The 14,040-nt window shown below is 63.0% G+C and carries 6 protein-coding genes; 3 read left to right on the top strand and 3 right to left on the bottom strand.

The features are described 5' to 3' along the window. Positions 1 to 33 precede the first annotated feature (33 nt). Positions 34 to 1,689, bottom strand: coding sequence for an ABC transporter substrate-binding protein (locus ACVJGD_RS32800; protein WP_456638086.1), 1,656 nt, complete (start codon positions 1,687 to 1,689; stop codon positions 34 to 36). Between the two features lie 211 nt (positions 1,690 to 1,900). On the opposite strand from ACVJGD_RS32800, the gene ACVJGD_RS32795 reads away from it, so the two are divergent. Both ACVJGD_RS32795 and ACVJGD_RS32790 read left to right on the top strand, forming a co-directional pair. Further along, a complete protein-coding gene (locus tag ACVJGD_RS32795) occupies positions 1,901 to 3,508 on the top strand; it encodes an ABC transporter substrate-binding protein (protein WP_456638085.1) in 1,608 nt (535 codons plus the stop codon). 86 nt (positions 3,509 to 3,594) lie between these two features. After that, entirely contained in the window at positions 3,595 to 4,770 is a 1,176-nt protein-coding gene (locus tag ACVJGD_RS32790; protein ID WP_456632918.1) for an IS110 family RNA-guided transposase, read from the top strand. A gap of 425 nt (positions 4,771 to 5,195) precedes the next feature. On the opposite strand, the gene ACVJGD_RS32785 is transcribed toward ACVJGD_RS32790, so the two are convergent. Both ACVJGD_RS32785 and ACVJGD_RS32780 read right to left on the bottom strand, forming a co-directional pair. Continuing rightward, on the bottom strand, positions 5,196 to 7,424 hold the full coding sequence (locus ACVJGD_RS32785) for a CHASE2 domain-containing protein (protein ID WP_456638084.1): 2,229 nt from the start codon (positions 7,422 to 7,424) through the stop codon (positions 5,196 to 5,198). 83 nt (positions 7,425 to 7,507) lie between these two features. Then, complete coding sequence (locus tag ACVJGD_RS32780; protein WP_456638083.1) at positions 7,508 to 12,568, bottom strand: cadherin-like domain-containing protein; 5,061 nt, start codon at positions 12,566 to 12,568, stop codon at positions 7,508 to 7,510. Positions 12,569 to 13,269: 701 nt separating this feature from the next. On the opposite strand from ACVJGD_RS32780, the gene ACVJGD_RS32775 reads away from it, so the two are divergent. Further along, positions 13,270 to 14,004, top strand: coding sequence for a transglutaminase-like cysteine peptidase (locus tag ACVJGD_RS32775; protein WP_456638082.1), 735 nt, complete (start codon positions 13,270 to 13,272; stop codon positions 14,002 to 14,004). The last annotated feature ends 36 nt before the right edge of the window (positions 14,005 to 14,040 follow it).

The raw sequence follows: 14,040 nt of genomic DNA, 5'->3' as shown, positions 1-14,040 counted from the left end.
CCGGGCATGACGAAGGATAGAGTAGCGTCAACCTCACTGCGTCATCGAGATCGGCGAGAAGTCGACGAACCAGCTCTTCGGCTGCACGAAGCCCTTGACCTTCGCACTCATGGCGCGCGGCGCGACGTCGTGGGCGACGTAGAGGAACGCCGCATCGTCGACGGAGGCCGCATGCAGTTCGGCGAGCGCCGCATCACGCGCGGCAGGATCGAAGCTCTGGCGGGCCTTGGTCACCAGTTCATCGAACTTGGGGTTGTTGATATAGCCCCAATTGTTCGACACCGGCGGCGCCATCGACGACTGCAGGAAGCGCACCAGCGCGAAGAACGGGTCCATCGCCGCATAGGTGACGTTGGTGGCGTTGGCGCCATTGGCGGTCGGGTCCTTGGCCCCGCGCCGCCAATTGGTGAACAGCGTGTTCCATTCGATCACGTCGAGCTGCACGTCGAAATAGCATTCGGCGAGCGCCTGCTGCAGATATTCGTTCATCGGCAAAGGCAGCATCTGGCCGGAACCTGAGGCCGACGTCTGGATCTTCACCGTCAGCTTCTTGTTCGGACCATAGCCCGCTTCCTGCATCAGCTTCTGCGCGGCAGGCTTGTCATATTTGATCTGGAAGGTCGGCTTGCCGCGCCAGGGATGGCCCGGCTCGAAGGTGCCGGTCGCCGGCACCATCAACCCGGCAAGCAGGCCATCGCGCAGACCTTCGCGGTCGACGCAGAGATTGGCGGCCTTGCGGACGCGGATGTCGTTCCAGGGCGAACCCTCGATGCGGGAGAACTGCCAGGGCCAGACATGCGGCTCTTCATTGCTGTAGAGCACGAAGCCGCGCTGCTTGATCTCGGGCAGCGCGTCCGGCGCCGGCGCCTCGACCCAATCGACCTGGCCGGAGAGCAGCGCCGCGGTGCGCGCATTGGCTTCCGGCATCGGCAGCAGCACCATCTTGTCGACCTTCGGAACGCGCGCCTTGTCCCAATAGGCCGCATTCTTGGCGAGCTCGAGCCGCTCGCGCGGCGTGAATTTTGTCATCTTCCACGGACCGGTGCCGGAGGCATCCCTGGCGAACGCAGCCCAGGCAGCCTGCGATTTCGCCTTGGCGTCGGCGCCCTCGGCAGTGTCGTAGAATTTCTGCCACTTTGCCGGGCTCGCCATGAACAGATTGGTCAGGTTGATCGGCAGGAAGCTGTCCGGCTCCTTGGTGGTGAGTTCGACCGTCAGGTCGTCGATCTTGCGGGCCGAGGCCAGCGTCGGCATGCGTGAGGCGGTGACGCCGACCTGGCTCGGATCGAACTGCGGTGCATCCTGCTTGAGCACCTTGTCGACATTCCAGACAACGGCATCGGCACTGAACGGCGAGCCGTCATGGAAGGTGACGCCGGGACGCAGCTTGAAGATCCATTTCTTCTTGTCGGCATCGTCGACCTTCCACTCGGTCGCAAGGCCGGGAATCACGACGCTCGCTTTGTCGGCCGACGACAGGTCCCACATCGTCAGCGCGTCGTACATCGTCAAACCAGTGAAGCGGTTGCCTTCGAAGCCCTGGTCGGGCTGTCCGAGCGTGCGCGGGATATCGGCAGCGGTCATGCCGATGCGCAGCACAGTTTCGGCGCCGGCAGCGCGCGGCAGGCCCGCCAGCGCAATCGCCAGCGCCGCGGCCAGCGCTATCGTTTTGGTTTTCTCAGTACGCATCGCAAAGGTCCCTTCTTCAACTTCGGGTGATTAATTGTTGGGCAATCGTATGCAATGCCTGTGCCAAGGGGAATAGTTCTGCGGAAAATCGCCCCTGGATGCGTCGATTCCTCCCAGTCTGTACCCCACTACGGAAAGATGTGCCTATTCTGGCATCAAGCTTGCACGTTGGCATCAGGTATTCGGAATACGTCAACGGAGCTTCAGTAACATGCGCACCCGACATTCGATTCTCGTAGCTGCTTTGGCGCTTGCCATCGGTGCAGGCTGGAGCGCCAAGCCGGCGCAGGCCGAATCCGTGGTGCGCTACGGAATCTCGATGGCGGACATCCCGCTCACGACCGGCCAGCCCGATCGCGGCGCCGGTGCCTATCAATTCACCGCCTATACGATCTACGATCCCCTGGTCGCCTGGGAGATGGATGTGGCCGACCGGCCGGGCAAACTGGTGCCCGGCCTCGCCACAGAGTGGAAGGTCGACGACAAGGACAAGACGAAGTGGCGCTTCACGCTGCGCAAGGACGTCAAGTTCCATGATGGCAGCGACTTCAACGCCGACGCGGTGATCTGGAATCTCGACAAGGTGCTGAACGACAAGGCGCCGCAATTCGACAAGCGGCAGAGCGCGCAGGTGAAGACCCGCCTGCCCTCGGTCGCGAGCTACGCCAAGATCGACGACTTCACCGTGGAGATCACGACCAAGACGGTCGACTCCTTCTTCCCTTACCAGATGCTCTGGCTCCTGGTCTCGAGCCCCGCGCAATATGAAAAGCTCGGCAAGGACTGGGACAAGTTCGCAAGCCAGCCCTCCGGCACCGGCCCGTTCAAATTGACCAAGCTGGTGCCGCGTGAACTTGCCGAGCTCACCAAGAACGAAGACTACTGGAACAAGAAGCGGCTCCCCAAGGTCGACAAGATGGTGCTGATCCCGATGCCGGAGGCATTGACGCGCACCAACGCGCTGCTCGCGGGCCAGGTCGACCTGATCGAGACGCCGGCGCCGGACGCCGTACCGCAGCTCAAAGCCGCCGGCATGAAGATCGTCGACAACGTCACCCCGCATGTCTGGAACTATCACTTGAGCGTGCTGCCGGGTTCGCCCTGGACCGACATCCGCCTGCGAAAGGCGCTCAACCTCGCGATCGATCGCGATGCCGTGGTCGGGCTGATGAACGGGTTGGCAAAACCTGCCAAGGGACAGGTCGACCCGTCGAGCCCATGGTTCGGCAAGCCGACCTTCGACATCAAATATGATCTCGCCGCGGCCAGAAAGCTGGTGCAGGAGGCCGGTTACTCCAAGGAGAAGCCGCTGAAGACGACCTTCATCATCGCCCAGGGCGGCACCGGACAGATGCTGTCGCTGCCGATGAACGAGTTCTTGCAGCAAAGCTTCAAGGAGATCGGCATCGACGTCGAGTTCAAGGTGGTCGAGCTCGAGACTCTGTATACGCATTGGCGCAAGGGCGCGGCCGACGAGATGAACGCCGGCATCACCGCCAACAACATCGCCTATGTGACCTCCGACCCGCTCTACGCGATCGTGCGCTTCTTCCATTCCGGCCAGATCGCGCCTGTCGGCGTCAACTGGGGCGGCTACAAGAATCCGAAGGTCGATGCGCTGATCGACGAGGCCAAGCAGACCTTCGACACCACCAAGCAGGACGAACTGCTGGCGCAGGCGCATGCGCTGATCGTCGACGACGCGGCGCTGGTGTGGGTGGTGCACGACACCAACCCGCATGCGCTGTCGCCCAAGGTCAAGACGTTCGTGCAGGCGCAGCACTGGTTCCAGGACCTGACGCAAATCGGGCTGCAGTAGGGACACGAATTGTAGATTCCATGGGGCGGTGAGCGCGCCCTTTCCGGTAGGTTTGGGTTTCCACACTCGAACCATCGGAGAGTCTGATGCAAGCATTGACCAAGAACACGCCCACCGCCGGGCATTGTGGCACGATTTTCGTTGCGATCGAACTGAGTCAGAAGACGTGGCTGGTGACGCTGCACAGTCCGGATCGGGACCGGATATCGCGCCACAAGCTGGAAGGCGGCGATCACGCCGGGCTGCTGGCGCTGATCGAGCAGGTCAAGGCCCGGGCGACTGCGAAGCTTGGAGCGGCGCCGCGGGTGGTGAGCTGCTACGAGGCTGGCTATGACGGCTTCTGGCTGCACCGGCTGCTCGCGGCGGCTGGGATCACCAACTTCATCTTCGACCCGGCGAGCATCGCGGTGGAGCAACGGGCGCGGCGGGCGAAGACAGACCGGATCGATGGCGAGCTTCTGCTGCGCACCTTGATGGCTCATTTGCGAGGCGAGCCGCGGGTGGTGCGGATCGTCCGGGTGCCGAGCGTGGCCGAGGAGGACGCCCGGCGCGCCAGCCGCGAACGCGAACGACTGGTGAAGGAGCAGACGGGGCACACCAACCGGATCAAGGCGCTGCTGCGCCTGTTGGGCATGGCGGCCGGCACCTTGCGACGACGGACCTGGCTCGCCTGGCTGGAGCAGCAGCGGGACTGGCAAGGGCAGCCGCTGCCGCCGCAGCTTCTGGCCGAAGTGAAGCGCGAGCATGCCCGGCTGATGCTGGTGCGCGACCAGCTCAAGGCGCTGGAGCAGGCCCAAGTCGCTACAGAAGTCGCGGCAGAAGTCGCGGCGGAAGCCGCCGCGGCGCCGGCGCCGATGGCGAAGCGACGGGATCAGTTGCAGCAGCTCAAGGCGCTCGGCCCGGCGTTTGCCGCGACGCTGGTGAACGAGGTGTTCTACAAGGACTTCCGCAACCGGCGCGAGGTCGCCAGCTATTGCGGATTGGCGCCCAGTCCCTGGCAAAGCGGCAGCATCGATCGCGAGCAGGGGATCAGCAAGGCCGGCAACCGGCGCGCCCGCCACAAGACGATCGAACTGGCCTGGCTCTGGCTGCGCCATCAGCCGGACAGCGCGCTCAGCCGCTGGTTCCGCACCCGCACCGAAAACGCCGGCAAGCGCGCCAAGCGCATCGCCATCGTCGCGCTGGCGCGCAAGCTGATCGTGGCGCTGTGGCGCTATCTCACCACCGGCCTTGTTCCGGAGCAGGCCGTGATGAAGGCCTAGCACCGGACCACGCCACCAGGGCGAGGCGGCTCCGCGCCGCGCGCCCCGTACAGGATGGATGATGACCGTGCCACCCAGGGGCCCAACCAGGCCGCTTTGTAGATGGGTCTCATCCTCTTGGCTTCCTCGCCGCAAGCATGCGGAATGTGGGTACGGATCAGCCGATCCGACCGGATATGAGGTGATGCAGTGAGCTGCAGAAATCTTCGGAAGCCAATCCTCGCCCGGGGCCCGGTCGTCGCGCTGCGCTACGCATGGCTCCGCGCGCCGCCCTCTCACTGCAAAAACCCAACCCGCACCGGTTCAAGAGCCTTGACTCACAAAGCCCCATATGAGGGTGGGCAAAGCGCAGCGTGCCCACCTTTTCTTGCGTTGCTCTTAATGGTGGGCACGCTGGGCTCTGCCCACCCTACAACATCAGCGCGTCACTTCGTCAGCAATGCAAACGCGCCGTTCCAGTCTTCTGGAGGCGGGCTCTCGAGGAAATGGCGGATGCGCGCTTCATAGAGATTGTACAACCGTTCCAGCGCATGGCCCTCGTCGGTCTTGCGGCCGCGTTCGATAGCGGCGAGCGCGCCTTGCCAGTCGCGGCCGCGGTAGCAGGCCAGCATCTCGATCGTGAGATTGCGCAGGCGCTGGAAGCGGCCGGACTGCGCGATGTCCTCGCGGCCGGCGATCGCGTAGATCACCTCCGGCTCCTTCTTGCCCTTGACCATGATGAAGTCGAGCTCGAGGATCGCGAACTTCTCCTTCGCGGCGAGCGCGGTCTTCGACCCCACGATGATCGGGAAACCGTACTCCTTGGACTGCCCTTCGAGGCGCGAGGCGAGGTTGACGCTGTCGCCGAGCACCGAATAGTCGAAACGCAGGTCGGAGCCCATATTGCCGACCACGCAGACGCCGGTGTTGAGGCCGATGCCGACATTGAGCGGGATATAGACGTGGCCGCCGGCGTCGGCCTCCTCCTTGCGCAGTCTGTTGAGCTCGTCGATGCGCTCGAGCATGTCGATCGCCGCATCGCAGGCGTTGATCTCGTGCTCCTTGTCGTCCAGCGGCGCGTTCCAGAACGCCATGATCGCGTCGCCCATATATTTGTCGATCGTTCCCTTGCGGGCGAGGATCGCGTTGGTGAGCGGCGTCAGGAAGCGGTTCATCAGGGCGGTCAGTCCTTGCGGATCTTGCTTGTAGGATTCCGAGATCGTGGTGAAGCCGCGGACGTCGGAGAACATGATGGTCATCTCGCGCTCCTCGCCGCCGAGCACGAGTTTCTCCGGCGACTGTGCAAGCTGTTCGACCAGCGCGGGCGACATGTACTGGGCGAAGGCGCCGCGTATCTGCTTCCGCTGCTGCTGCTCGCGGACGAAGCTCGAGAAGATCAGCGTGAGATAGATCGCCGTGGTCGACATCAAGGGATAGGTGAAATCGATCAGCAGCCGGTGCTGCGTGTAGAAGTACCAGGAGGTGCCGATCAGCGCGGTCGCGAACACCGCGCCGAGCCCGACCAGCGTGATCGGCCCGAACAACGGGGCGAACGCGATCACGAGCAGGCCGAACACCAGCGCGGTCCCGAACTCGAATGCGATGCCGTAGTTCGGCTGCGAAACGCTTGCTCCGCTCAGCGCGCTCTCCAGCACCTGGGCATGGATCTCAACGCCTGGCATCGCGGGCGTGACCGGCGTGGTCTTGATGTCGTTCAGCCCGACCGACGAGGTGCCGATCAGGACCAGCTTGCCCTGGACCTTCTCCGCCGGCACGCGCCCGTGCAGCAGGTCGACCGCCGAGACGTAGATCGAGGGATCGGCAGGGGCGAAGTGCACCCAGAGCTGGCCGTTGTGATCGGTCGGAATCCGCAGGCCGCGGAGCGAGAGGCTCTTGATGCCGGCCTTGTCGGTATCGATCAGCACGGTGCCGGAACCGGTCGCGACCCGCAGCACCTCGAAACTCAGCGACGGCATGGTCGCGCCTTGCGCCAGCATGATCATCGGCACGCGGCGGACGATGCCGTCACGCTCCGGCTTGATCGTGAACAGGCCGCGTCCCGCGGCCGCCGCCTCCAGCACATGGACGTTGCGGAGCAGGCCCGGAAAATCGAACATGAAGGGCTGCGGCTCCTCGCCCTTCATCGCAAGCGGCGTCAGCGGCAGCGACTTGTCGAATTCGGCGGTCACGAACGGCAGGCCGGAGGCGCCCAGCACGACGCGCGACTTGGCCATTGCATCCGCCAGGATCTGATCGTTGCTCGGCAGCGCCCGCAGCTTCGCCTTGGTCTCCCCATCGAGGTTGCGAATGGTCTCGGCGGCGGCATCCGGGTTGAGCCGGTCGGGCTCGGAGAACACGATGTCGAAGGCGATCACGACAGCGCCGAGCTGGGTCAGGCCGGCGACGAGATCGGCGATCCGCGTGCGCGGCCAGGGAAACTGGCCAAGCTCGGACAGGCTCTTTTCGTCGATATCGACGATGGTGACCGGCCTGATCGTCTTGACCCGGGGCTCGATGAGCTGGAAACCGTCAAACGTCCTGACCCGAAGCTCCTCGACCGCCGGCGGATCGAAGACCCTGAGCGCGGCAAAGCCGACCAACAGCGCAAGACAGGCGAGCCGCGCATAACCGAAGCGCCGCTTGAACCACCTTTGCAATGCCTTCAGCCGCCTCATGCCGCTTCGATATCACGCCCGCGCCGTTTGATCACGCCGGGAGTTTTTTAGGGTGCGGTGCAACCAGGCGTGCGAGCCGTCGGTCAGACGCTGCCCGGCGGAAGGATAAAGTCGTTGGCATGCAATTGGGCCAGCGTGACGTTCTTCAGCAGGATCGTGTTGTGATCGTTGCCGTCGAGGACGATCTGCACGTCATGGCCGTTCGACGCGGCCGCGACGTGATCCTGGAACCAGGCGTTGAAGCTCTCCTGAGAGTTCGGATCGAACGCAGCGTAGTCCAGCTCGATCTTGTCCTCGCCCGGCGTGAAGTCGCCGATCGTGTCGTGGCTGACGCCGCCGGCATTCTGCTTGAAGAGGAACGTGTCGTTGCCGGCACCACCGAAGAGCATGTCGTTGCCGGCACCGCCAAAGAGGGTGTTGTCGTGGCCGTCGCCGGTCAACACGTCGTCGAAAGCGGTGCCGCGCAGGTTCTCGATCGAGGAGAAGAGATCGCCTTCGGCCGCAGTGCCCGCGGTGGCACCGGTGAGCAGGTTGACGCTGATGGGACCGCTCGCGTGCGAGTAATCCACTGTGTCACCGACCGGGCCGCCGCCAAGGCCGTTGAAGACGTCTGGATGATCGCCGGCGAGGAACACGTCGGGGCCGCTGCTGCCGATATAGTTGAAAGCAACGGCGCTGAAGTCGAAGGTGCCGAGTCCTGTGGACTGGACTACTGGATCGGATGGAACATCCTGACCGGTGGGATTGACGGCGGCCTGGACGTGGATGTTCCAGCCAAGGGTGCTGACCAACCGATGCGCTGGCGTCGCCTGGCTCGGGTCGGTCGTGCCGAAAATATCGATCTCGTTGATGATGTTGGAGATGACACCCGTCTGTGGATCGACGCTGTAGCCGCTTCCGATCATCTCGAACGTGATGCCCTTGGCGGTATTGACGACAAAGGCGTGATTGCCGTTCTCGTCGGCCGTGGCGAACTGGCTCGCCGCCAGGTCATCATAGAACGCGCTGAAGTCGTAACCGTCGGGCGAGTGCACGGTGACCGAAACCGGCGTGATCGCCTGGTCGGAGTTGACGTCGTCGACGACCACGACCTGGGTTTCCTCCGGCGTGGTTGCGGAGGCGTGGCTGCTGTGAAAGACGCTGGTGGCGGTCACGATCAGCTCAAAGGTGCCGGAATAGCCCAGTGGCGTCGTGAGGGTCAGGTTGCCGCCGAGATCGGCGGCCTCGATCCGCCAGCTACCATCGACGGCGTCGTAGACACCGTGGTTGAAGATCGACCCGACCGGGGCGCCTTTTATCGTGACATAGGTCTCGTCGGGATGGGTGTCTCCGGCGATGGAAACGGTGATCGGAACGATGATCGGGGTGTGCTCCGGCCCTTCGGCCTGGCCGACATCGGCGAGCCGGCCGGGGTTGAGACCGAGGAAATCCTCGACCTGGCTCTCCGGAATCCCGTGCGACGTGAGCAACGCCTCGTAGCTGCCGTCGGTCGGCAGGATCGGCGTCGGGCCGTGCTGACTGTGGGCGCTGGTCACGACATTCACGTTGCCGACAGTAGTGCTGTCCGAAAGCCCGTTCTCAAAGCTCTCGACGACGGTGCCGTTGACCTCGATGTCATCGACGGCGAGATAGGACATGACCAGCGTGTCCTGGTCGTTCATCACGCCGGCGCCGATGGTGTAAGTGCCGTCGGCGGTCGCCGTGTAGCTGAACGTGTGCCAGCCGGTCGAGCCGTAACTGCCAGTCGAGGCGATATTCGAAAGCAGGAACGCCGCGCCGTTGACGGTCGCGAAGGCGAAATCCTTGTAGGGCAGGTAATCGTCGGTAGTGAAATTCCATTCGAACGTGACGGTGTCTCCGGCATGCAGCTCGAGCGAGGTTCGCAACGCTGCGCCATCGGTCGGCTCGAACGTGACGTTCGCGCCAACCGTCAGCATCGGAGCAACCGCTGTCTCGCAGTCGAGCGTCAGGTTTGCCGTCGAACTCGCGCTCAACGTGCCGTCGGAAGCAGTGTAGGTGAAGCTGACGAGGCCGGCATAGCCGGGAGCCGGCGTGTAGGTCCACGTGCCGTTGTGATTGTCGACGAGGCTGCCGCCGCCGCAGGCAATGCCGACGCCGGTGATCGACAGCGACTGGCTGTCAACGTCGCTCACGCCCGCCAGCAAATCGGCAGCATGGATGACGTAGGGCGCGTCCTCGGTGCCGTTCGCCAACGTCACCGGCGACGCGACCGGCGCATCGTTGACATTGGTGAAGGTGACGCCGCCCACCTTCACATTTGAGGACGTTTCACCATCATTGGCCTGGATCGAGAAGGTCGGCGCGGCCTCGCCGCCGTCATGGACAAAGCGGACGTGGCCGCCGGCGAGGTCGGCCGAGGTGAAACTGGCGGTATCAATCCAGCCTTCGCCACCCAACACCTGGAATTTGCCGTGCGTGACATTGGTGACGGTGAAGGTGAAGCTGGAATCGTCGAGGTCGGTGACGTTGATGTTCGCCGGCGTCAACAGCACCACGCCGCCCTCGGACACTGCGAGCGTGGCGCTATGGACGACCGGAGGGGCGTCCGCCGCCGGAATGGTCGGCGAAACAGCATTGTGGACGCCGATCGTAATCGGGATCGTCGTCGTGCCGCCGCTATAGGTGAGCTTGATCAGAAACTGCTGGGTCGCCGTATCGCCATAGACCAGCGAGGCAAAATCCGATTTGTTCTCGGCGAACGTCCAGTTCACGAAATTGCCGTCGGCGCTGAAGCTCGCCTGCAGGTAACCGGTCGGATTGCCCGCCGCGTCGGTGACGGAGAGCGAGACGTCGTTGATTCCCCCGGTGATGCCGACTTTTCCGCTGGTCGTCAGAACCGAACCCGAACTGGCGGTCTGCTCGACGATCGCATTGCGGCCGGAACTCGGATCGACCACGAAAATATCGCCGCCGGGCCCGTCCGCGGTGGAAAGATTCGATGCGTTACTGCCGAACGCGATGAACAGACCACCGGCGCTGATGGTTGCGCCGAGGTTGGACGCGGCGTTACCCGACGCTCCATCGGCCGCGGTCGAGACCAGCGTGATCGTCGGATGGGCAGGATCGGTGAGATTGACCACATAGGTATCGGCGACCGCATTGTGGTCGTTCGAGGTCAGCGCGGCGTCACTCGCGAAGATGATGAAATGACCGTCAGGGCTGATGACGGGGTTATAGCTACCGCCGCCCGGGTTCGAAGTCTGGAAGACGATCTGGTGGGTCTGCAGGTCGTAGAGGTAGATTTCCGAATGCCCGTTCGCATCGGCGCTTTGATAGACGACATAGCGTCCATCGGCACTGAGCGAGGCGGCGCTCGCCCCGACCCCCTGCGAGGTGTCCGCGATCGCGCTGATGACCCCGGTCGACTGATCATAGACGTAGAGATGGCCCGAGCTGCCTCCGGGGTCGGCCCCCCAGAACGCAACCACATGGCCATCAGCGCTGATCGCCGGCTTCAGCAATGATCCGCCGGTGCCGGCATCGGCGGGTGTGATCGTGGTGAGGATGTGTCCCTGCCGATCGTAGACAGTGATGTTGCCGCCGTTCTCGACCGCGATCCTGCTGCCGTCGCCGCTAACCGCAGGCGAGGTGCCCACGCCGATCTGTATCGTCGTGTGGTACTGCGGCGACGACGGATCGTTGTCGTAGAGAAAGATGACGCCGTTGGAGCTTTGATAGACGACGGAGTGACCATCCGAGCTGATGGTCGGCGAGCCATAGATGCCTCCGGGAGGTGAGATCACGGTGGTGACGCCGGTCGCACGGTCGAACAGATAGATGACGCCGTCAGGGTCGTAGGTGACGAACTGACCGTCGGCGCTCATCACCGGCCCGAAATGATCGCCATCGCTGATGGTGGAGATCCTGGTAACCGTTGGCGGATTGACGACAAACGGGATCGACGGCTGCGGCCCGGTAGGCTGGTTGTTCTGGTCGTTCTGCTGCCCGGGGATGCCCTGATCGAACAACGCCTGATTTGACGTGCCGCCGATGCCTGTTCCGTTGTCCGTGCCCATCAGGACGGAAAAGGTCTGGCTGGTGCCGGTGTTGCCGGTGTTGGTGACGTTGGTGTTGAGCGCCGAGCGGAATTCGGTTCCCGGTGAATTGGGCGAGGTCGAGCTGCCAATGTTCGCAAATTTCGTCTGCGGATTGGCGTTGTTCTCGGTGTGCTGCGGCAGGTTCGGGTCGATCGCCTTCTGGATGTCGTAGGTATTGAGCACCGCCTGGAAGGTTGCGAATTCCTGCGCGATCTGCGCCAGCGTCTTGGCGCTCTCCCGCGCGATCAGCTCGAAGGCCGCGGTCGGCGTCAGAGTCAGGATGCTGCCATTGCTGGTCACCGTCCCGATCAAGACGCCGCGCGTGTTGAACACCTGCACTGCATGGACCTGGTTATCCTGCTGGTCGATCACCGAGATCGACACCGTGCCATCGGCCGACGAGATGTCGAGAATAACCGCGGTGCCGCGGATGCCCATGGTCGCGATCGGCGTTGCCACCTTCATGTCGCCGGTCTTGGCGACCTGGCCGGCGACGAAGCTCGCGGCACCCTGCACCAGCGTGATCAGCGACGAGTTCGAATTGCTGGAGGCGTCATAGGTAAGCTCGTTCAGCATCAACCGCGCATTGGCGTTGAGATTGAACGTCGTGCCGTCGCTCAGGACGAGGCCAAGCGTCGAACCGCTGCCGGTCTGCACCACATCGTTCTGGTAGACCGCATCGCCATTGTGCAATTCGACGGTGACGCCGCTGCGCACCACGCTGGCACTGCCGGTCATCTTGGCGATATGGCCGACTAAATTCGCCGCCGGCGCACCGGCTTGCGCATAGGCCGTGTGCCCGGTCAGCGCCTCGACGACTTTTGGATCCAGCGACGCGCCCTCGGGCGAAACCAGCATCGGGTGCTTGTCGCCGTGGAAGTAGTTGGGCACCACCACGCGATGCAGCTCGTCGGAAATAACGAGATCGTTGCCGGATTTGTGAAAATCGCCGGAGAATAGAAGATGCGCGTCAGGAACAGTAAAACTGTCCGCGTGGCCATCGCGGAACGAAAACGAATCGAGATCGACCTGCGAATTGGAAAGAGAATCCAGCCCACTCGACCCAAACTTGCCGGCGTACTTCAATGCCCCCACCAGAAACAGTTAATAAAAATGCAAATTTCCTTACGCAAACCTACACATATCATCACGAGAAACCACACGAAAGCACGCACACCGAGTGCGAGGCCCATTAGCACCGTGATCAGGAAGCCTTCGTCCAACCGGGCACAAAGCAGATTTTGATCCGACGTGCGCCAGTGCCGGACGAGTGCAATCGAGCCCCCTTTTTAATTTATCGAGCCTTCATTTAACTTGCCAAAAAGTGAAATAAATTCAATTATTTATTTCGATGGGAGGATGCTTCCGGCTGCTGGCCGTCCGGCCAACCGCTCTAACGTACATTGCCCGTCGGGCGCCCAATGTGATGTAGATTACAGTTCAAACGAAACACTGCCCCCGTTAGTCATATGCGCAGAAAGGCCGGCCACCTGATGCGTCCGCTGACCTCGAATGCCATGGCGCCGATCGCGCGCACAGGCGCGCGCCTGTTAAGCAGACATCAAGGATAAGACATCGCTACCCCTGAGAAGGTTCGATCGCCGGGTTAGCAAGATTGATAAAATTTTCGACGGTTTGGCGAGACCGGCTTCAGCGTCTTCCGGATTTCTCTTGTCCGTTCCTCTCTCCTTAAACAGATCGCAAGCGCTCGCACGCGATCCTCTCCCCACGAAACGATCCGGTCACGCGCTGGCGAACGCCGCCGATGCCCGGACAGGGGGTGTCAGATGGGAATGTTCGGTTATCCGAGCGCGCTGCGTGCGCTCACGCTGGCCTTTGGCCTGCTTTGGCTTGCACCGGCGGCACAGGTCAGCGCGGGGACGCTGCTGTCGCCGGGGGGCGCGGTCCTGATCAAGAAATCATTCGAGCCGTTCGGGCGCGCGACAGCGATCCTGTCGGAAGGCGGATTGCGCGACAAATGGCTCGGCCTGCAGCGCCGGCTCGCCGATGATCTGGTGCAGCTTGCGCTGTGCGAAGGCGATCGCGAGGGCTGCGTTTCGCCAGCCGCGCTGAAATTCCTTGCCGTCGTCGATGACGCGAAGGCTAGAGACGGCCGCGCCCGGCTCGGCGAGGTCAACCGCGCCGTCAATCTCGCCATCAGGCCCGCGGACGATCTCGTGCAATACGGCGCGATCGACGTCTGGGCTTCGCCGCTGATGACCTTTGCGAACGGCGCCGGCGACTGCGAGGACTATGCGATCGCCAAATTCGTCGCGCTGCGCCTGGCCGGCATGGCGCCGGAGGACCTGCGGATCGTGATCATGCACGACACACTCCGCGGCGAGGATCATGCGGTGGCCGCAGCGCAGCTCGACGGCCAGTGGCTGACGCTGGACAACCGTCGCATGATGATGGTCGCCGACACTGACGTCAGGAACTATCGGCCGACTTTCGTGATCGATGAGGCTGGTGTGCGGCGCTACGCCGACATGCCGCTGGTGGCCGAGGTGGCGTCTTACTAGTCAACACAAACCAATCGTCATTGCGAGCGAAGCGAA

This window comes from Bradyrhizobium sp. USDA 10063 (assembly GCF_054063735.1).
The sequence above is the reverse complement of the archived record's forward strand: the minus strand, read 5'-3'. Positions and strand labels throughout refer to the sequence as shown.